At 67.1% G+C, this 20,611-nt stretch carries 18 protein-coding genes; 8 read left to right on the forward strand and 10 right to left on the reverse strand.

The annotated features are described in order from the left end of the window. Window positions 1-13: 13 nt before the first annotated feature. The 3 genes from ACODS4_RS10660 to ACODS4_RS10670 form a co-directional block, all read right to left on the reverse strand. Window positions 14-421, reverse strand: coding sequence for a hypothetical protein (locus tag ACODS4_RS10660; protein WP_488863380.1), 408 nt, complete (start codon window positions 419-421; stop codon window positions 14-16). Between the two features lie 9 nt (window positions 422-430). Further along, window positions 431-1,687 carry an MFS transporter gene (locus tag ACODS4_RS10665; protein ID WP_488863382.1) on the reverse strand — a complete coding sequence of 419 codons (1,257 nt, stop codon included), beginning with the start codon at window positions 1,685-1,687 and terminating at the stop codon, window positions 431-433. A gap of 103 nt (window positions 1,688-1,790) precedes the next feature. Beyond that, window positions 1,791-2,738, reverse strand: a complete 948-nt coding sequence (locus ACODS4_RS10670; RefSeq protein WP_488863383.1) for a LysR family transcriptional regulator — start codon at window positions 2,736-2,738, stop codon at window positions 1,791-1,793. Between the two features lie 173 nt (window positions 2,739-2,911). Between ACODS4_RS10670 and ACODS4_RS10675 the strand changes: the two genes are divergently transcribed. The 3 genes from ACODS4_RS10675 (at window position 2,912) to ychF (ending at window position 5,377) form a co-directional block, all read left to right on the forward strand. Then, window positions 2,912-3,508: a 50S ribosomal protein L25/general stress protein Ctc gene (locus ACODS4_RS10675; RefSeq protein WP_488863385.1), complete on the forward strand. Its 597-nt coding sequence runs from the start codon at window positions 2,912-2,914 to the stop codon at window positions 3,506-3,508. 92 nt (window positions 3,509-3,600) lie between these two features. Next, entirely contained in the window at window positions 3,601-4,173 is a 573-nt protein-coding gene (gene pth / locus ACODS4_RS10680; RefSeq protein WP_488863387.1) for an aminoacyl-tRNA hydrolase, read from the forward strand. A gap of 103 nt (window positions 4,174-4,276) precedes the next feature. Next, the gene (gene ychF / locus ACODS4_RS10685) at window positions 4,277-5,377 is read left to right on the forward strand and encodes a redox-regulated ATPase YchF (RefSeq protein ID WP_488863389.1); all 1,101 of its coding nucleotides are present in this window, start codon (window positions 4,277-4,279) and stop codon (window positions 5,375-5,377) included. Window positions 5,378-5,671: 294 nt separating this feature from the next. On the opposite strand, the gene ACODS4_RS10690 is transcribed toward ychF, so the two are convergent. From ACODS4_RS10690 to ACODS4_RS10715, 6 genes are all read right to left on the reverse strand, one after another. Continuing rightward, complete coding sequence (locus tag ACODS4_RS10690) at window positions 5,672-6,124, reverse strand: NUDIX hydrolase (protein ID WP_488863391.1); 453 nt, start codon at window positions 6,122-6,124, stop codon at window positions 5,672-5,674. Between the two features lie 55 nt (window positions 6,125-6,179). After that, on the reverse strand, window positions 6,180-6,908 hold the full coding sequence (locus ACODS4_RS10695; RefSeq protein ID WP_488863393.1) for an N-acetylmuramoyl-L-alanine amidase: 729 nt from the start codon (window positions 6,906-6,908) through the stop codon (window positions 6,180-6,182). After that, window positions 6,905-7,783, reverse strand: coding sequence for a DMT family transporter (locus ACODS4_RS10700; protein ID WP_488863395.1), 879 nt, complete (start codon window positions 7,781-7,783; stop codon window positions 6,905-6,907). Before ACODS4_RS10700 ends, ACODS4_RS10695 begins: the two co-directional genes overlap by 4 nt. Next, window positions 7,780-9,606: an ATP-binding cassette domain-containing protein gene (locus ACODS4_RS10705; protein ID WP_488863397.1), complete on the reverse strand. Its 1,827-nt coding sequence runs from the start codon at window positions 9,604-9,606 to the stop codon at window positions 7,780-7,782. Before ACODS4_RS10705 ends, ACODS4_RS10700 begins: the two co-directional genes overlap by 4 nt. A gap of 99 nt (window positions 9,607-9,705) precedes the next feature. Beyond that, on the reverse strand, window positions 9,706-10,530 hold the full coding sequence (locus ACODS4_RS10710; protein ID WP_488863399.1) for a hypothetical protein: 825 nt from the start codon (window positions 10,528-10,530) through the stop codon (window positions 9,706-9,708). Between the two features lie 302 nt (window positions 10,531-10,832). Further along, window positions 10,833-11,603: a TerB family tellurite resistance protein gene (locus tag ACODS4_RS10715; protein ID WP_488863612.1), complete on the reverse strand. Its 771-nt coding sequence runs from the start codon at window positions 11,601-11,603 to the stop codon at window positions 10,833-10,835. 289 nt (window positions 11,604-11,892) lie between these two features. On the opposite strand from ACODS4_RS10715, the gene ACODS4_RS10720 reads away from it, so the two are divergent. The 4 genes from ACODS4_RS10720 (at window position 11,893) to ACODS4_RS10735 (ending at window position 18,231) form a co-directional block, all read left to right on the forward strand. Continuing rightward, entirely contained in the window at window positions 11,893-12,456 is a 564-nt protein-coding gene (locus tag ACODS4_RS10720; protein ID WP_488863401.1) for a GNAT family N-acetyltransferase, read from the forward strand. 117 nt (window positions 12,457-12,573) lie between these two features. Continuing rightward, the gene (locus ACODS4_RS10725; RefSeq protein ID WP_488863402.1) at window positions 12,574-16,242 is read left to right on the forward strand and encodes a hydantoinase B/oxoprolinase family protein; all 3,669 of its coding nucleotides are present in this window, start codon (window positions 12,574-12,576) and stop codon (window positions 16,240-16,242) included. A 140-nt stretch (window positions 16,243-16,382) separates the two neighbouring features. Beyond that, window positions 16,383-17,786, forward strand: a complete 1,404-nt coding sequence (locus ACODS4_RS10730; RefSeq protein WP_488863404.1) for an FAD-binding oxidoreductase — start codon at window positions 16,383-16,385, stop codon at window positions 17,784-17,786. Between the two features lie 184 nt (window positions 17,787-17,970). After that, window positions 17,971-18,231, forward strand: a complete 261-nt coding sequence (locus ACODS4_RS10735) for a hypothetical protein (RefSeq protein ID WP_488863406.1) — start codon at window positions 17,971-17,973, stop codon at window positions 18,229-18,231. Between the two features lie 84 nt (window positions 18,232-18,315). Here ACODS4_RS10735 and ACODS4_RS10740 read toward each other — a convergent pair whose 3' ends face one another. Further along, entirely contained in the window at window positions 18,316-18,783 is a 468-nt protein-coding gene (locus ACODS4_RS10740) for a YaiI/YqxD family protein (RefSeq protein WP_488863408.1), read from the reverse strand. A 138-nt stretch (window positions 18,784-18,921) separates the two neighbouring features. Between ACODS4_RS10740 and ettA the strand changes: the two genes are divergently transcribed. Next, on the forward strand, window positions 18,922-20,598 hold the full coding sequence (gene ettA, locus ACODS4_RS10745) for an energy-dependent translational throttle protein EttA (protein WP_488863410.1): 1,677 nt from the start codon (window positions 18,922-18,924) through the stop codon (window positions 20,596-20,598). Window positions 20,599-20,611 lie beyond the last annotated feature (13 nt).

Below are 20,611 nucleotides of genomic sequence, written 5' to 3' on the forward strand. Positions count from 1 at the left end.
CGCCCCCTCTCCCTCACTGCAACTTTGTCGCCGCGATTTTCGCTACGTCCACCGGCATCGCGGCGCAGCCGCCCAGGGTCGGGCCGACCGGGAGTTCGCCGAAGGCGGCGAGCGCGCCCTCGGCCTTCAGGCGACCGACGAAGCCGGGTTCCCGCCCGCGCGCCACATAGGCGAAGCCGAGCCAGGTGGCGCGCACCGGCTCGCCGCCCGCCGCGACCATGGCGCGGAAGGCGTCGTCTTCGCTGGCGCCGGGGTGGAAGACCGCCAGCATCAGGCCGTCGGTGTCGTCGGGCAGGGCGGCTTGCCGCAGCGACGCGGCCATCACCGCCGCCCACACCGCCAGCACGACGACGAAAAAGGCGATGGCGAGGCCATGGCCGGAGCCGAGCGTGGCGGGGGCGTTGGGGGCGGGGGCGGTCATGATGACAGGTTACGCCTTCGCTTCCGACGCCGCCAGCGACGGGGCGGGGCGCTCGATGATCGGCAGGTTGATGAGGGTGGCGAACATCGCCAACGCCACGCCCAGCCACCACACCACGTCGTAGGATCCGGTGCGCTCATACAGCACGCCGCCCAGCCAGACGCCGAGGAAGCCGCCGACCTGATGGCTGAAAAAGGCGAAGCCGTACAGCGTCCCCATGTAACGGGTGCCGAACATCACGGCGACCAGACCGGAGGTCGGCGGCACGGTGGACAGCCACAACAGCCCCATCACGGCGGCGTAGGCGATGACCGTCACCGGCGAAATCGGCAGCAGCACGAAGGCCGCCGTCGCCACGCCGCGCGAACAGTAATTGGCGCACAACAGATAACGCTTGCTGATCTTGCCCGCCAACACGCCGGAACTGTAGGAGCCGACGACGTTGAACAGCCCGATCAAGGCCAGCGCCCAGGCGGCCAGCGACGGGCTGATTCCAGCGGCGGTCAGATAGGGCGGCAGATGGGTGGTGATGAAGGCCAACTGAAAGCCGCACACGAAGAACCCGGCGACCAGCAGCACATAGCTGCGGTGCTGGAAGGCTTGGCGCACCGCCGCGACATAGCCGATGTTGGCCCCGGTGACGGCGGGCGCGCCGGACGACGCCATGCCGCGCGGTCCGGGAAACACCCCGGCCAACAGCGGCACCAGCAGCATGGAGCCGCCCAACAGCAACAGCGCCGTCTGCCAGCCGAACCCGGCGATGAAGGCTTGCCCCATCGGCGCGAACAGGAATTGCCCCATCGACCCGGCGGCGGTGGCGATTCCGATGGACCAGGTGCGCTTTTCAGCGGGCAACAGCCGGGTGAACCCGGCGATGACGATGCCGAAGGACGCCCCCGACAGGCCCAGCCCGATCAACACCCCGGCGGTCAGATACAGCTCCGTGCTGGTTTGCGCGTAGGGCATCAGCGCCAACCCGGCGGCGTAGAGCAGCCCGCCGCCCGCCAGCACCGGGGCCGGGCCGTAACGGTCGGTCAAGGCGCCCGCGAAGGGGCCGCCCGCCCCCCACAGAATGTTTTGAAAGGCCATGGCCAGCGCGAAGACGTCGCGGCCCCAGCCATGCGCCTCCGACAGGGGGCCGATGAACAGCCCCATGCTCGACCTTGGCCCAAAGGCCAGCATCGAAATCAAACAGCCGCAAACGACGACAAGGGCGGGCGTCCGCCAGGACGGCGCCGGTTCCCGCGCGGGGGTGGTGGTGGTCAACGGGGTCTCTCCCTTGGGCGCGGGCGTCAGGGCGCCGCGTTTGGTGATGGGCTGACGATAGGCCCGCCCCGCAATTCCGACAAATTCATAATGGGTGGGTGAATCATTCCGCTGCGGAATAGAGCGCCGCGTCCAGGGGCGGGGCGTTGTGCGTCAGTTGCCGGTTCAGGCTGTCCTCCAGCCGGTCGAACACCGCGCCCAACCGCCCGATCACCCGCGATTTGACCAGCCAGACCGTGACGGTCGGCTTCAGGTCCGGCGCCTCCACCGGGCGCACGCGGTCGGCGACGCTGTTGGATCCCAACACTTGCAAGGGGGCCAGCCCGAACCCGACTCCGCGCGCCACCAGCGACAGCAGCAGCGATTGGTCGAACGCCTCGACCGTCACGTTGGGCCGCTGCCCCAGCGGGGCCAAGGCGACGCCCAGCGCGTTGCGGTAACGGCAGCCGTCCGGTTGCAGCACCCAGCCGACCCGGTTCATCGCGTCCAGGCTCCAGGGACCGGCGGCGGCGCGCTCGACGGAGGCGATGACGCTGACCGGCTCGCGGCCCAGACAGCGACAGGGCAAATCCTCCGGCGGGGTCTGCCCCTCGCACAGCAGGACCACCGCGCCGTCCAGCGCGCCGTTGCGCACCTGCTCCATCAACGGGTTGCTCCAATCGGAATGCAGGCGGACGGTCAGGCCGGGGAACCCGGCGCGCAGCTCGTCCAACGGCGGCCCGGCGGCCAGCGTGGCCAACACATGGGCCACCCCCAGCCGCAACAGCCCCTTCGGCTCGACCGATCCGGCGAAGGCGTCGGAAAAATCGGCGGCGGCGTTCAGGATGCGGCGGGCGTGCGACAAAGCGACCTCGCCGTCGCGGGTCAGCGACAGCGGCTTGGTCTGGCGGTCGAACAGGGTGACGCCCAACTCCGCCTCCAACCGCTGAATCAGCCGCGACACCGCCGATTGGGTCAACCCCAGCCGCCGCCCGGCGTCCTGCACCGATTGCGCCTCCGCCACCACGACAAAGGTGTGGATCTCGTTGAGCTTCATCGCCGACCGTTGCATGGGGGGAGCCTCGCCGTTGGTCAGGACATGGTGAACCGCTGGCGGAACGGGTCAAGAGGGTTGGCGCGCGGGTCAGACGCCCTCTTGACGGTGGGGCCGGGATGGCTTAAGCACCGCGCCCATGCGTCGGCACCCCTGGAGGCCGGCGCCATTTTCGTTTTTGGAGCATCGTCATGACCAAGATCATTCCGCTCGGCGCCGAAGGGCGCGAACGGGCCGGCAAGGGGACCGCCCGCCAAACCCGTCGTGATGGCCGCATTCCGGCCGTCATCTACGGTGGCAAGCAGGCTCCCGTCACCATCTCGCTCGAGAAGTTCGAGTTCACCCGCGTGCTGCATCAGCCGGGCTTCTTCACGCACCTGTACGACGTCACCGTTGACGGCGTCGCGCACCGCGTGCTGCCGCGCGACGTGCAGTTCCACCCGGTGACGGATTTCCCGCTGCATGTGGATTTCCTGCGCGTCACCAGCGACACCCGCATCGTCGTGCATGTCCCGGTTGAGTTCGTCAACCAGGAGAAGTCGCCCGGTCTGAAGCGCGGCGGCGTCCTGAACGTCGTTCACCACTCGCTCGACCTGGAATGCCCGGCGGACAACATCCCCGAGCACATCACGGTCTCGTGCGAGGGCTTTGAGGTCGGCGCGTCGATCCACATCTCGGCGATCACGCTGCCGGAAGGCATCGTCTCGGTCTCGCACGAGCAGGATATGACCATCGCGACGATCATCGCCCCGTCGGGCCTGAAGTCCGAGGGTGGCGACGCCGCCTGATCGGCGACGCGTCCGCAGTGATGACAAGGTGGGGGGCTTCGGCCCCCCGCTTTTGTTTGTGGGCTGGTTTTCCTCAAGGAACGGCAAGGGCCATGCTTCTACTGGTCGGATTGGGCAACCCCGGCGCGGAATACGCGCGCAACCGCCACAACATCGGCTATATGGCCGCCGAAACCATCGCCCGCCGCTACCATTTCGGCCCGTGGAAGAAGCGTTTCCAGGGCGTGACCGCCGAGGGCAACGTCGGCGGCGACAAGGTTCTGGCGCTGGAGCCGGGAACCTACATGAATCTGTCCGGCCAATCGGTGGTCGCGGCGCTGCAATTCTTCAAGCTGAAGCCGGAAAACGTCGTGGTGATCCATGACGAGCTTGATTTGCCCCCCGGCAAGATCCGGGTGAAGAAGGGCGGCGGCCATGGCGGCCACAACGGTTTGCGCTCCATCGACAGCCACATCGGCAAAGAGTATTGGCGCGTCCGGCTGGGCATCGGCCATCCCGGCGACAAGAATCTGGTCAGCGGCTATGTCCTGCACGACTTCGCCAAGGCCGATCAAAGCTGGATCGACCCGCTGCTCGACGCGGTGGCCGACGCGCTGCCGCTGATGGTCGAGGGCCAGCCTGAGAATTTCATGAACAAGGTGACGCTGGCGACGGCGGGGCGTTGACCGCTCCCCGCAGGACCTTTTCCCACTTGGGGTTTGCGCTTTCCCTCCCAACGTAGGATAAAGCGCGTCAATCCACGGTATTTTGACGGCGAGCACCCACCCCATGGGCTTCAATTGCGGCATCGTCGGCCTGCCCAACGTCGGCAAGTCGACTCTCTTCAACGCGTTGACCGCCACCCAGGCGGCCGAAGCGGCGAATTTTCCCTTCTGCACCAAGGAGCCGAACGTCGGGCGCGTCAGCGTTCCCGATCCCCGGCTGGACACGCTGGTGGTGATCGCCAAGTCGCAGAAGACGATTCCGACCCAGTTGGAGTTTGTGGACATCGCCGGTCTGATCCGGGGCGCGTCGAAGGGCGAAGGGCTGGGCAACCAGTTCCTGGCCAACATCCGCGAGGTGGACGCCATCGTCCATGTGCTGCGCTGCTTCATCGACGACGACATCACCCATGTCGAGGGCGGCGTTGACCCGCTGCGCGACGCCGAGGTGGTCGAGACCGAGCTGATGCTGGCCGACATGGAAAGCCTGGAACGCCAGATCAACAACCTTCAGAAGAAGGCCAAGGGCGGCGACAAGGACAGCAAGGTCAAGGCCGACCTGATGGAGCGGGCGCTCAAGGTTCTGCAAGAGGGCAAGCCCGCCCGCGTCGTCGAACTCGACGCCGACGAAAAGCCGGTGTTCCGCCAGTTCATGCTGCTGACCGACAAGCCGGTCCTCTATGTCTGCAACGTCGAGGAGGCGTCCGCCGCCACCGGCAACGCCTTCACCGCCAAGGTGGCGGAAAAGGCCAAGGCCGAGGGCGCCGAAATGGTGGTGATCTCCGCCGCCATCGAATCCGAGGTGGCGCAGCTCGCCGACCCGGCGGAAAAGGCGGAATTCCTGGAATCGATGGGGCTGGAGGAAACCGGCCTGAACAAGCTGATCCGCGCCGGGTTCAAGCTGCTCGACCTCATCACCTTCTTCACCGTCGGCCCGAAGGAGGCGCGCGCTTGGACCGTGCGCCGCCACGCCAAGGCCCCGGAAGCCGCTGGCGTCATCCACACCGATTTTGAACGCGGCTTCATCCGCGCCGAAACCATCGATTACGAAAGCTTCGTGACGCTGGGCGGCGAACAAGGGGCGAAGGACGCGGGCAAGATGCGCCAGGAAGGCAAGGAATACGTCGTCCAGGACGGCGACATTTTCCACTTCCGCTTCAACGTCTGATTTTTCTCTGCCCCCTCCCCTGCGTCAGCTACGGTATTCACACATCTTTTCCTTACTGCAACCAATTGAAATGAAAACGGATTTTCCGTCATCCCCGCGCAGGCGGGGATCCAGAGTTTGCCAGACGAACCCTATGGATAAGTCTGGATTCCCGCCTTCGCGGGAATGACGGAGAAAAGTTCTTTTTCTTGCAATGAGTTGCCTAAACCGAAGATGTGTGAATGCCGTAGCCTGCGTCAGCGGGGGAGGGCCGGGGTGGGGGCCAGTCGTACCCCCCCGGCGAAAAGCGCCTGCTCAGCCTTGTTCCCGCTGGGCCGCCGACAGGGCGATCACCCGGCGGGTCTCGTCCCACGGGACCAAGCGTCCAGCCTCCTCGACGTCCACCCAGCGGGCTTCGAGCGCGTCGTCGGCGCAAACCGGATCGCCGTCCAGGCATTCGGCGGACACCTCGACCAACGTGTAGTGATAGTGGACGCGCCCCGCCTCGTCGGGGGTGATGGCGTCCACCACGGTGATGATTCCGGTTGGCGTCACCGTCAGGCCGGTTTCCTCCCGCATCTCCCGCGCCGCCGTTTCAAAAACGGTTTCCCCGACCGATTGCGCGCCGCCGGGCAGGCTCCATTGCCCAAGCCGGGGGGCTTTGCCGCGCCGGATCAACAGCAGTTGATCGCCGCGCCACGTCACCACGCCAACGCCAACCCATGGGCGATCCGGGTATTCACGGCTGGAACGGTCATCGTCGGTCATGGCGGCGCCTGTGCGGGAGGGGGCGTGTCAGCGGCGGTCAGTCAGCGCCCGGTTGTCAGCGTCCGGTCTGGCGCAGCAAGGCGCGCAGGCGGCGGATGGTTTCGGCGTCGGGGCGTCCCGATCCCGCGTGGTCGGTGAGGGCGGCGGGGTGGAAATGGCGCTGGAAGCTCAACAGCGCTCGCGGTTCGGCGGCGTTGTAGCCATAGCGGGCGAGCAGAGCGGCGACGGCGTCGGTCGATAGGGCGTCGTCGCCGGGTTGGACGTCGGCGTCGGTCGGGTCCGGCCACAGGCCGATTCCTTGGGCGGCGAGGCCGGGCCAGTCGAACAGCTCGCCCGGATCCTCCTTGCGCGCCGGGGCGACGTCGCTGTGGCCCAGCACGTCGGCGGCGGCGATGGCGTGGCGGTCGATGATCTCGCGGCACAGCGCCGTCACCGCCGCCATCTGCGCGGCGGGAAAGGGGCGATAGCCGAACTCGTGGCCGGGGTTGACGATCTCGACGCCGATGGAGCGGCTGTTGACGTCGCCCAGCCCCCGCCACTGCGACAGACCGGCGTGCCAAGCCCGGCGATCCTCCGGGACATGGGCGTAGACGGTTCCGTCCTCGTCCACCGTGTAATGGGCGCTGACCTGCGCCGCCGGGTCGCACAGGCGGTCCAGCGCGTGGGCGGCGGTCGGCATGCCGGTGTAATGCAGAATCAGCAATTCGGCCCGCGCGCCCGGCGCCCGTAGGCCGTGGTTGGGGGAGGGGCGCGCGACCGGCGCATTGATCCGCGCGCCGGTCATGTCGGGTTCGTCACCGTTTCGCTGACCGTGCGGGGGCGGCGTTTGACGATTACCGCGACGCCGCCGATGGTCAGAAGACCGCCGATGGCGAGGTTGATCGTCACCGGATCGCCCATCAACAGCACCCCCGCCGCCACGCCGAACACCGGCACGGTCAGCAGATAGGGCATGGTCTGGTTGACGTCGTAGCGGGCGAGCAGCGGATACCAGAAGCCATAAGCCAGGATGGTGACGGCCACCGCCATGTAAAGCAGCGAGGCCCAACCGACCCAACTGGCGTTCATCACCGCGTCGATCTGGTTGTTCTCGAACAGCAGCGACAGAATAAGAAGCTGAGGCATCGCCATGAAAGCCATCCAGCCATTGACGGCGAAGCCGTTGACCGCGCCGATCAGCTTCATCTGAATGCTGGCGACGGCGAAGGCGAGGCTGGCCGCCAACAGCATGGCCAGCGAGGGCAGGGCGTCGCCCAAACGCGGCTCTCCGGCGATCACCAGCACCCCGGCGAAGGCGGCCAGCATGCCGACGCCGCGCCGCCAACCCAGCGCGTCCTTGAAAATCACGGCGGCCAGCAGCGAGGAAAAGGGAACCTGCGCCTGCACGGCGAGCGAGGCTGTGGCGGCGTCGATGCCGTTGAGGCCGGTGAACATCAGCGGAAAATGGACGCTGCCCAGCGTCACCGACAGGGCGGCGACCTTCAGGATCTTGTCGCGCGGGATGCGGAAGAAGGGAACGATCAGCGCCGCCACCAGGGCGAAGCGGACGCACATCAGGAACAGCGGCGGAAATTCGTGCAGCGCCCATTTGGACACGACGAAGTTCAACCCCCACAAGGCCATGACCAGCAGCGCTTGCAGGGCGTGGACGAAGGTCATGGCTTGCCGCCCTCCAACTCCTCGCGCAGAGCCTCCAACTCCAGCCAGCGCTCTTCGGCGGCGGCCAGATCGGATTGCTTGGCGTGGAGCTGTTCGCTGGTCTTCTGGAATTTGGCCGGGTTGCGGGTGAACAGGTCGGGATCGGCCAGCGCGCTTTCCAGCTTGACGATCTCGGCGGACAGCGCGTCCATCCGGGTCGGCAACTCGTCCAACTCGCGCTGGTCCTTGTAGCTCAGCTTGCCGCGCGGCTTGGCCGGGGCGGCGCTGGGCGCGGCGGCCTTCGGCTTCGCGGCGGGGGCGGTCGGGGGTTTGGCCGGGCGCTGGTTCAGGTAATCGGAATAGCCGCCCGCATATTCGGTGGCCGTGCCGTCGCCCTCCAGCGCGATGGTGCTCGTCACCAGCCGGTCGAGGAAATCACGGTCGTGGCTGACCAGCAAAAGCGTGCCCTGGTAATCGCCCAGCACGTCTTCCAGCAGGTCGAGCGTGTCCATGTCGAGGTCGTTGGTCGGCTCGTCGAGGATCATCATGTTGCTGGGCTTGGCGAACAGCCGGGCCAGCAGCAGCCGGTTGCGCTCCCCGCCCGACAGCGCCTTGACCGGGCTGTCCAACTGGCGGGTGTCGAACAGGAAATCCTTGATGTAGCCGACGACGTGGCGCGACTGGCCGTTGACCATCACCGCGTCGCCGCCAAACGGGCAGAGCACCTTGCGGATGGTGTCCTCGGGATCCAGCCCCTCGCGCCGCTGGTCGAAATAGGCGGTGTCCAGGTTGGTGCCGAGCTTGACGACGCCTTCGTCCGGTTCCAACTGGCCGGTCAGCATCTTCAGCAGGGTGGATTTCCCCGCCCCGTTCGGGCCGATCAGGCCAAGCCGGTCGCCGCGCAAGATGCGGGTGGAAAAGCCCTGGACGATGGTCTTCGGCCCGGCGTCGGACTGGAAACTCTTTGAGATTCCGGTCGCTTCGATGACCAGTCGCCCGCCGCGTTCGGCCTCGGCCACCGCCAGTTTGGCCTGTTGGCCGCCCCGGATGCGGTCGGCCCGGTCGCCGCGCAGGGCTTGCAGGTTGCGGACGCGGCCCATGTTGCGGGTGCGCCGGGCGGAAATGCCCTCGCGCATCCATTTGGTTTCGGCCTCGATCTTGCGGTCGAGCTTGTGGGCGGCGGCCTCTTCGGCTTCAAACACTTCGGCTTGCCACGCCTCGAATTCGGCAAAGCCGCGTTCGGTCGCCCGCACCGTGCCGCGATCCAGCCACAGCGTGCGCTTGGCCAGCCGGTTGAGGAAGCTGCGGTCGTGCGAAATCAGCAGCAGGCCGCCGCGATAGGCGAGCAACTCCTCTTCCAACCATTCGATGGTCGGCAAATCCAGATGGTTGGTCGGTTCGTCCAGCAGCATGACGTCGGGGTTGCCGACCAGCGTGCGGGCCAGCGCCGTGCGCCGCGATTCGCCGCCCGACAACGTGCGCGGGTCGCGGTCGCCCGCCACCTGCAAACGGTCGAGCACGGCGTCCACCCGGTGCGCCTCGTCCCGCTCGTCGGCGGGCAGGCCCTGGACGACGTAATCCTGGACGGTGGCGCAGCCGGTGAAGTCGGGTTCCTGCGGCAGATAGGCGACGCGCGCGCCGGGCTGCACGAACAGGGCGCCAGCGTCGGGCAGGATTTGCCCGGCCAGCACCTTCAGCAGCGTCGATTTGCCCGAGCCGTTGCGCCCGACCAGACAGACGCGGTCGCCGCGCCCGATGGACACGTCGATGCTCTCGAACAGCGGACGACCGCCAAAGGTGACGGAAACGCCCTGAAGGGCCGTGATGGGAGCGGGAGGAGCCATGGACCGTTCGTGCGCCGGACTGCGGAAGGGAAGACCGGCGTTATAGCGCGGTCTTCCCCAATCCGGCGACGGTCAATTGCGCCGGGGCCGGGTTGCGCGTCAGGTCGCGGCGGGATCGGCGGCGGGCGTCACCTGCTTTTCCTGCATCTTGAAACCGAAATAGGTGCCGTTGCTGATGCCGGTCAGGGCCAGCAGGTTGGTGGACAGCTCCGGCATCGTGTGATCGTGGACGACCTCGTACAGGAAGGACACGCCCAGAACGATGGTCCACATCAACAACTGGAAGCGGGCGATGTTGTAGCCGTGGAGGTCGGTCAGCAGATCAGGCAGCACGCCTTGCGAGGCCGGGTAAAGCTCGTTCAGGCTGAGCGCCATCGCCGCCGTGTCGGGCGGCGTGGCGGCGGCGGCGGCCAGATAATTGGCGCGGTGCTTGTCCCGGTCGGCGGCGTCGTCCTTTGGTCCGGCGCTTGGGCGGTTGTCCTGGGTGGCCGACAGGACCGAGGTGCCGCCGACGATCCCCATCAGGGCCATCGCCCCGGTCGAGATGGTGTCCATCGAGCCGGTGATCGGCAGCAGCCACGTGTAAGAGGCGGTGACGACCCCGCTCCACCACAAAAGCTGAAAGCGCGACAGGCTGTACGGGGCGACGTATCCCTTGGGCTGCGGCACGTCGGGATAGACCGTCACCGGATCGCGCCCGAACCGCCGGAAAAACGCCAAGACGAACACCCCGCCGACCAGCGCGGCCAGGATGACGGGCAGCTTGAGGTCGGCGTTCACAACCGCCGTGACGGTCGAGGGCGCCGTGACGGTCGAGGATGGCGCGGCGGCGGGGACGGCGCTTTGCGCCCACGCCCCGGACGGATGCCCAACCAACAGCCCCAGCAGCAGGGCAAGCCCAACATCGGCAACGCGGCGCGCCATCCCGTTCTCTCCCACAAAGGCGACGGGCGCGACGGGCGGCCCGCTGGTTGGGGAATCCTACGTCAGATAACGGGAGGCCGGGCAATGAGAATCAAAAAATGGACGCTATCGGCGCGCCGATGCGCGCGACAGTAAGCGGAATTGTGAGTGTCGGGTCGCGTTTTTCCCCCTCCCTAACCCTCCCCCGCCTTTGGCGGGAGAGGGAACTCCGCCGCGCGTCGACAAGGGGCGCAAGCCCCCTCTCCCGCAACGCGGGGGAGGGTCGGGGAGGGGGGCAAGCGACGCGGACCGGGCAAGGCCGCTCACGCCAGGGCGGGCGCGTTTTCCCGCAGCTTTTTGATGCGGTCATAGGCGGCGTTGATGATGGCGAGCTTGTGGGTGGCCTGATCGACGAACTCCTGCGGCATGCCCTGGGCCACCAGCAGATCGGGGTGATGCTCGCGCGCCAGCCGCCGGTGCGCCGCCTTGATCGTCGCGTCGTCGGCGTCGCGGGCGACGCCCAGAATTTGATAGGGGTCGGCGTCGGCGGGTTGGCCCGCCCGGTGATGACCGGCGACGATCCGCTCAAAATCAACCTCGGCGAAGCCGAAGATTTGGGCGACGCGGTAAAGATAGGCGACCTCCGTCTCGTGCAGCTCGTCGTCGGCCTCGGCGATCATCAGCAGGCTGTCGAGCAGTTCCTCCAACACCGCGTGGCGGTCCTCGAACAGAGCGGCGATCTGCTGGGCGTACTCTTCAAAGCCGTGGGTGTCGCGGCGGGCGAGGTCGAAGATGCGCCCGACATTCTCCAACTCCTCCGGCGGCACCCGGAACAGCCGCTTGAAGGTGTCGATCTCCACCCGCTTCACCACCCCGTCGGCCCGCGCCATTTTGGCCGACAGGGCGATGACGCCGATGGTGAAGGCGATGGATTGGGTGGGGGCCGTTCCGTCGTCGGGAGCCTCCGGCGTGTCGGCGCAGCCGTCGTTCAGCCGGTCCACCGCGTGACCGGCCAGCGTGCCGAGCAGCGCGCCCAGCGGCCCGCCGATGGCGAAGCCCGCCGCCCCGCCCAGAATTTTGCCCCAGATGCTCATCGCCATCGTCCGCGCCGTGAAGGTGGCGCCCAGCATAAAGGCTTGACGACGCTGGGCCAACTGTTGCGATGCGGCAACAGGGCTGACGTGTTCGCTTTGCAAATTTCCAATGAGCGCTTGCGAAATTCAGCGAAAGCGCCATGTTGCAGTGCACAAGAGCGGCGCGCGATCAATGCGCCGCCATCGGTTCCCGCATCAGGCCAAAACACAATGGCTGTGGAACCAACGATTCAGGGACGAACGTTCTGCGCAATGCGTTTTCGTAATTCGAGAACCGTGAGCGAGAGCCATGCCTGTCATCCGCAAGATCCTGCCGACCGAATTGCCCCTCTACCGGGCGCATCTTCTTCGCCTTGATCGCGCCGACCGCTACGCCCGCTTCACCGGAACGGTGTCGGACGAGTCGCTGGCGCGGCATTGCGCGGGCATCGACTGGAGCCGCACGATTCTGATCGGCGCCTTCCTGGACGGTGAATTGCGCGCCGCGATCGAGCTGTGCAGCGACCGAATCCTGTGGCCGAACGAGGCCGAATTCGGCGTCAGCGTCGAAAAAGAGCTGCAAGGGCGGGGCGTCGGCAGCACCCTGATTCGCCGCGCTCTGACGGTGGCGCGCAACCGTTCCGTCGGGCGGGTCCACATCCAGTGTCTGGCCGAGAATGTGCGGATGCGGGCGCTGGCCCGTCGATTCGGCGGTCGGTCCAGCATCGAGTGCGGTGAAATCGCCGCCAGCTTTGACTTGCCGCCGCCCAACCAGTTCTCCTTCGCCCTGGAAGCGCTGGAAGACGGGGCTGGGGCCTTCAACTCCATGCTCGCCAGCTTCGCCAGCGGGCCGCAACAGCGCGCCGCCGCTTGACCCGTCGGCGAAATCCTTCGCTTCGCCGCATCAAGCCGTTGACGTTGGCCGCCGGATGGCGAAACTCCGGCGGCGAGCGTGGCGCGTCTGCCGCGCGGCGACAGCGTGGGTGCGAGCATGGACGGGATCAAGCGTGACGGTGTGGAACAGAACGGCGCGGGTCCGAACGGACAGGCGCGCTGGCAATTCTGGATCGACCGTGGCGGCACCTTCACCGACATCGTCGCCCGCCGTCCCGATGGAACGGTGGTCACGCACAAGCTGCTGTCGGACAACCCCGAACGCTACGCCGACGCCGCCGTCCAGGGCGTTCGCGATCTGCTGGGGCTGAAGCCCGGCGATCCGCTGCCGGTCGAGGCGGTGGCCGCCGTCAAGATGGGCACCACCGTCGCCACCAACGCCCTGTTGGAGCGCAAGGGCGAGCCGACGGTCCTGGTCATCACCGAAGGCTTCGGCGACCAGCTCCGCATTGGTCATCAGGCCCGGCCCAAGATTTTCGCCCGCCGCATCCAACTGCCCGAACAGCTTTACGCCCGCGTGGTCGAGGCGCCGGAACGGGTGATGGCCGATGGCCGGGTGTTGAAGCCCATCGACCTGCACAGCGTCCGCCGGGGGCTGGAGGAGGCGTTCCGCGCGGGCTACCGCGCCGCCGCCGTCGTGCTGATGCACGGCTACCGCTACCCCGAGCATGAACGGCAGGTCGCCTCGCTGGCGCGCGCCGTCGGCTTCACCCAGGTGTCGGTCAGCCATCTGGTCAGCCCGCTGATGAAGCTGGTCGGGCGTGGCGACACCACGGTGGCCGACGCCTATCTGTCGCCCATCCTGCGCCGCTATGTGGACCGGCTGGCCGGGGATCTCAGCGGCGAGGCGGGAACCATCCCGCTGATGTTCATGCAGTCGAACGGCGGCCTGACCGACGCCAACCGTTTCCAGGGCAAGGACGCCATCCTGTCCGGCCCGGCGGGCGGCGTCGTCGGCGCGGTGCGCACCGCGCGGATGGCCGGATTCGACAAGGTCATCGGCTTCGACATGGGCGGCACATCGACCGACGTGTCGCATTACGCCGGGGAGTATGAGCGCGCCTTCGACACCATGGTCGCCGGGGTGCGTGTGCGCGCGCCGATGATGAACATCCACACGGTGGCGGCGGGCGGCGGTTCGCTCTGCGTCTTCGACGGCACGCGCTTCCGCGTCGGGCCGGACAGCGCCGGGGCCAACCCCGGCCCGGCCTGCTACCGGCGCGGCGGCCCGTTGACCGTCACCGACTGCAACGTGATGGTCGGCAAGCTGCAACCGCGCTTCTTCCCCCATGTCTTCGGCCCGACCGGCGACCAGCCGCTCGACGCCGAGGTGGTGAAGGCGCGCTTCACCGAATTGGCCGAAACGGTCAACGCCAAGCTGGGCACGGCGATGACGGCCAAGCAGGTCGCCGAAGGCTTCCTGCGCGTGGCGGTGGACAACATGGCCAACGCCATCAAGAAAATCTCGGTGGAGCGCGGGCACGACGTCACCGGCTACACGCTGAACGGTTTTGGCGGGGCGGCGGGGCAGCATGTTTGCGCCGTGGCCGATTCGCTGGGCATGACGCGCGTGTTCCTGCACCCGCAGGCGGGCGTGTTGTCGGCCTACGGCATCGGGCTGGCCGACATCGTCGCCATCCGCGAGCGCGCCATCGAAGGGCCGTTGAGCGACGCCGTGGTGGACCGGCTGACCCTGCTCTTCACCGATCTGGAAAGCGAGGGGCGGGCGGAGTTGACCCGTCAGGGCGTCGCGCCGGAGCGGCAGGTCGTCCACCGCCGCGTCCATGTCAAGGCGGCGGGGTCGGACACCGCGCTGGCGGTGCCCTTCGGCTCCCGCGTCGTCATGGCGGCGGCGTTCGAGACGGCGCACCGCCAGCGTTACGGCTTCCTCACCCCCGGTTCGGCGCTGGAGGTCGAATCGGTGACGCTGGAGGCCATCGGGCTGACCGACGCCCCCGACGATCCCGACGTGACCGGCTCCACCGGCGCCTTGCCGCGCCGTCTGGCCACGGTGACTCTCCACACCGGCGGCAAGGACCGCGAGGCGCCGCTGTACGACCGCGCCCAGTTGCAGCCCGGCAACCGCATCGTCGGTCCGGCGGTGTTGGCCGAGGCGGTCGCCACCACGGTGATCGAACCGGGCTGGATCGCCGAGGTGACGCGCAAGAACCATCTGGTGTTGACCCGTCTGGAGCCGGTCAACCAGCGGCTGGCCGCTGGAACCAAGGTCGATCCGGTGACGCTGGAGGTCTTCAACAACCTGTTCATGTCCATCGCCGAGCGCATGGGCGTGACGCTGGAAAAGACCGCCCGTTCCGTGAACATCAAGGAGCGGCTGGATTTCTCCTGCGCCCTGTTCGACCGCGACGGCGGCTTGATCGCCAACGCCCCGCACATGCCGGTGCATCTGGGATCCATGGGCGAAAGCGTGCGCGCGGTGAAGGAGCGGCGCGAGGGCGTCTTCGCCCCCGGCGAGGTCTTCGCGCTGAACGACCCGTACCATGGCGGCACCCATCTGCCCGACATCACCGTCGTCTCGCCGGTGTTCGACGAGGCCGGGCGCGAGCTGCTGTTCTTCGTCGCTTCGCGCGGGCATCACGCCGACGTCGGCGGCGTCACCCCCGGCTCGATGCCGCCCGACAGCCTGACCATCGCCGACGAGGGCGTGCTGTTGGATTGCGTGCCGCTGGTTGAAAACGGCCAGTTCCGCGAAGAGGCGCTGCTGGCGCTGCTGGGGGCCGGTCCCTACCCGGCGCGCAACCCGGCGCAGAACATCGGCGACCTGAAGGCGCAGATCGCGGCGAACGAGCAGGGCGCGCGTGATCTGCACCGCATCGTCCGCCTGCACGGCCTGCCGACGGTCAACGCCTACATGCGCCATGTCCAGGACAACGCCGAGGAGCAGGTGCGCCGGGTCATCGGCGTGCTGCGTGACGGGGCGTTCTCGCTGTCGCTCGACAATGGCGCCACGATCAAGCTGACCGTCTCCATCGACCGGACCAAGCGGTCGGCCAAGGTCGATTTCACCGGGACAAGCGCCCAACTGCCCAACAATTTCAACGCGCCGTCATCGGTCTGCCGGGCGGCGGTGCTCTATGTCTTCCGCACGCTGGTGGACGACGACATCCCGATGAACGAGGGCTGTTTGCGCCCCATCGAGATCGTCATCCCCGAAGGCTCGATGCTGGCCCCCCAATCCCCCGCCGCCGTGGTGGCGGGCAACGTCGAAACCAGCCAATGCATCGTCGACGCCCTGTTCGGCGCGTTGCGGGTGATGGCCTCGGCGCAGGGCACGATGAACAATCTGACCTTCGGCAACCAGTGGCACCAGTATTACGAGACGATTTGCGGCGGGTCGGGGGCCGGCAACGGCTTTGACGGAACCGACGCGGTGCAGACCCACATGACCAACTCTCGCCTGACCGACCCGGAGGTGCTGGAATGGCGCTTCCCGGTGCTGGTCGAAAGCTTCCGCATCCGGCGCGGGTCGGGCGGCGGCGGGCGCTGGCGCGGCGGCGACGGCGTGGCGCGCCGTCTGCGCTTCCTGGAGCCGATGACCGCCGCCATCCTCGCCAACCGCCGCCGGGTCGCGCCCTTTGGCTTGAGCGGCGGCATGGACGGCGCGGTGGGCCGGACCTGGCTGCTGCGGGTGGACGGCACGGTGCAGGAGTTGGCCCCGCAGGACCGGGTTGCGGTCATTCCCGGCGACGCCCTGGTGGTGGAAACGCCGGGCGGCGGGGGGTATGGCGACGTGATGGCCTCCTGACGGCGCGGACGGGCGCGGGTGGGGGAGGGCGCGCCCCCGCATCCCACCCCTGCGCGTTGCCCGTCTTGTCAGCGGCTTGCCCGCCGTCTTAGCCTCCCTTGGTCATACCAACGAACCCAGGACCGGGGAGGACATCGCCCATGACCGCCATCGCCACCACCCAGCCGCGCGCGGCGCTGACCGACGAGGCGCGGGCCGAGTTGACGGCGCTGCTGGGCGAGCGGTTCAGCACCTCCGGCCCGGTGCGCGAGCATCACGGCAAGGACGAATCCTACCACACGCCCTTTCCGCCCGACGGGGTGGCCTTCGCGCTTTCGACCGAAGAGGTCAGCGCCATCGTCAAGATTTGCGCCAAGCACAAGCTGCCGATCATCCCGTTCGGCACCGGCACCTCGCTGGAGGGCGGCATCGCGGCGTTGCGCGGCGGCGTGACCATCGACGTGTCGGGCATGAACAGCATCCTGCGCGTCAGCCCGGACGATCTGGACGTCACCGTTCAGGCGGGCGTGACCCGCAAGCGCCTGAACGAGCATCTGCGCGACACCGGCCTGTTTTTCCCCATCGACCCCGGCGCCGACGCCTCGCTGGGCGGCATGGCGGCGACGCGGGCCAGCGGCACCAACGCCGTGCGCTACGGCACCATGCGCGAAAACGTGTTGGGTTTGACGGTGGTTCTGGCCGATGGCCGGATCATCAAGACCGGCGGGCGGGCGCGCAAATCGGCGGCGGGCTATGACCTGACCCGGCTGTTCGTCGGCTCCGAAGGGACGCTGGGAATCATCACCGAGGTGACGCTGAAGCTTTACGGCATCCCGGAGGCGATTTCCTCGGCGGTGTGCGCCTTTTCGGACATTCGCGGCGCGGTCAACACGGTGATCCAGACCATCCAGGTCGGCGTCCCGGTTGCCCGCATCGAGCTGTTGGACGAGGTCCAGATGGACGCCGTCAACAAATACTCCAAGCTGACCTATCCGGTCGCCCCGACCCTGTTTTTCGAGTTCCACGGCACCGAGGCCGGGGTGAAGGAACAGGCGGAAATGGCCGCCGCCATCGCGCAGGAGCATGGCGGGATGGAATTCACCTGGGCGACCCGCCCGGAGGACCGCTCCCGTCTGTGGCAGGCGCGGCATGATGGCTATTACGCGGCGCTGGCGCTGCGTCCGGGGTCGAAGGGCTGGCCGACCGACGTCTGCGTGCCGATTTCGCGGCTGGCCGACTGCATCCTGGAAACCAAGAAGGATCTGGCCGAATCCAACATGCTGGCCCCGATGGTCGGCCATGTCGGCGACGGCAATTTCCATCTGGTCTACGTCATCGACCCCGACAAGCCGGAGGAGATGGCCGAGGCCCAGCGCCTGAATGACCGCATGGTGACGCGGGCGCTGGCGATGGGCGGCACCTGCACCGGCGAACACGGCGTCGGCTATGGCAAGATGGCCTTTCTGGAGCAGGAGGCCGGTGAGGCCTACGCCGTCATGGGCGAGCTGAAACGGTCGCTGGACCCGCACAACCTGATGAATCCCGGCAAGATCGTGCGGGTCTGACCGGCTGGGGCGGCGGTCGAGGCCGCCCCGCCTTTGTCACGCATACGAAACAATCATGCGCAAAGTGACGCATCAGAGATATTAAGCGATTGAAAAGCCCGAATTGCCAAGGCACCGTGATCGGGCCGCTCATCGGCGCGGCCAGCCATCCCGGCGCGCCGCCGAAATTTGGGGGAGACCCACCATGAAGTTTGTCGCCATGGCTTTTCTGTCGCTTGGTGTGTTGTGCGCGGGCGGACTTGCCCAGGCGGACGACAACGCGAAATGGGTCGCCCAGTGCATGAAGGACAACTCCGACGCCAAGGTGGCGGAGGCGGTCGTCACCAAATACTGCACCTGCATGAACAACAAAATGGACGACAACGAAACCCGCACCATCACCCAATGGGAAAAAGCCAACCCGCAGGCCCGCAAGGCTTGTGAAAAGGAAGCCGGTTGGATGTGATGTGAGGGGGCGGTCACGCCCGTCCGCGCCGATTGAGGCCCGATCCTGACCGTAGGATCGGGCCTTTTCCATGCGCTGCTGGGATCACCGGAATTTCGGACGCCGCCCGGCCTTCAGCGCCTGCACCGCTTGATCCAGCGTTTGCAGGAATTTGGATTTGTCCTGCTGGCTCATCGGGGCGTTGCCGCCGCTGACCACGCCCATGTCGCGCAAATCCTGCATCAGGGCGCGGGTGGCGAGCGCCGAGCCGATGCTGTCCGGGGTGAAGGGCCGTCCGGTCGGGCCGATCACCACGGCGCCGCGCTTGACGCAGCGGTCGGCCAGTTGGATGTCGGCGGTGACGACGACGTCGGCGGCCCCGGCGTGTTCGGCGATCCAATCGTCGGCGGCGTCGAACCCGTCGCTGACCACGACCAGTTCGGACAGGCATTCGGTGGGCAGCCGCAGCGGGCTGTTGGCGACGATCCACACCTTGCAGCCGGTGCGCCCGGCCACCTTGTAGATTTCCGCCTTCACCGGGCAGGCGTCGGCGTCCACATAAATCTCGACCAACGGCGCTCCCCTTCGGTCTGGTTGGGTTTCAACATGGTTCCGTCAAGCGCCCTTATGCGCTAAAACCGGAGCCGAGCGAAGCGGCGCCGCGTGGCGACGCTTTTTTCTCTTCCCCGGTGCACAAGGTCGGAGCGGCGCATGGCGTCCTATCAGTATGTTTACGTCATGAAAGACCTGACCAAGGTCTATCCAGGCGGCAAGAAGACGCTTGACGGCGTGTGGCTCTCCTTCCTGCCGGGCGTGAAGATCGGCGTGCTGGGCGTCAACGGCGCCGGCAAATCGACCCTGCTGAAGATCATGGCGGGCCTGGACAAGGATTATTCGGGCGAGGCCTGGGCCGCCGAAGGGGCCAAGGTCGGCTATCTGGCGCAGGAGCCGCAGCTCGACCCGACCAAGACCGTTCAGGAAAACGTGCTTGAGGCGCTGGCCGACACCAAGGCGCTGCTCGACCGCTTCAACACCGTCTCGGAAATGATGGCGGATCCCGACGCCGATTTCGACGCGCTGCTGACCGAACAGGCCGAGTTGCAGGAAAAGATCGACCACGCCGACGCCTGGGATCTCGACCGTACGGTGGAAATCGCCATGGACGCGCTGCGCTGCCCGCCCGGCGATTCCAGCGTTGAAAAGCTGTCGGGCGGTGAAAAGCGCCGCGTCGCGCTGTGCCGCCTGCTGTTGGAAAAGCCCGACCTGCTGCTGCTCGACGAACCGACCAACCATCTTGACGCCGAATCGGTGGCGTGGCTGCAAAAGCATCTTGAGGATTACAAGGGCACCGTCGTCCTCGTCACCCACGACCGCTATTTCCTCGACAATGTGACCGGCTGGATTCTGGAGCTGGATCGCGGCGCGGGCATCCCCTATGAGGGCAATTACTCCTCCTGGCTGGAGCAGAAGCAAAAGCGTCTGGAGCAGGAAGGCCGTCAGGAGGAATCGCGCCAGAAGCAGTTGGCCAGCGAACTGGAATGGATTCGCCAGTCGCCGCGCGCCCGTCAGGCCAAGAGCAAGGCCCGCATCTCGGCTTACGAGACCTTGTTGGCGGACAGCGCCAAGGAGACCGGCGGCGAGACCAAGATCGTCATCCCGACCCCGCCGCGCCTGGGCAATCTGGTCATCGAGGCGGAGAGCATCGGCAAGGGCTTTGGCGACCGTCTGCTGATCGACGGCCTGTCCTTCCGTCTGCCGCCCGGCGGCATCGTCGGCGTCATCGGCCCGAACGGTGCCGGCAAGACCACGCTGTTCCGCATGATTACCGGATCGGAGGGGCCGGACAGCGGCAGCTTCCGCGTCGGCGACACGGTGAAGCTCGGCTATGTCGATCAAAGCCGCGACTCGTTGAACCCGAAAAAGACGGTGTGGGAGGAAATCTCCGACGGTCTCGACGTGGTTGAGTTGGGCAAGAAGACCATGCCGAGCCGCGCCTATGTCTCCAGCTTCAACTTCCGGGGGCCGGACCAGCAGAAGAAGGTCGGGCAACTGTCGGGCGGCGAGCGCAACCGCGTTCATCTGGCCAAGATGCTGAAGTCCGGCGCGAACGTCCTGCTGCTCGACGAACCGACCAACGATCTGGACGTCGACACGCTGCGCGCCCTGGAAGAGGCGTTGGAAGGCTTCGCGGGCTGCGCCGTGGTCATCAGCCACGACCGCTGGTTTCTTGACCGCATCGCCACCCACATCCTGGCCTTCGAGGGCGACAGCCACGTCGAATGGTTCGAGGGCAACTTCCAGGATTACGAAGCCGACAAGAAGCGCCGTTTGGGCGCCGACGCCGACCAGCCCCACCGCATCAAGTACAAGCCGCTGGTTCGCGGCTGAACGTGGTGACGGT

The organism is Azospirillum sp. FG154 (assembly GCF_057809575.1).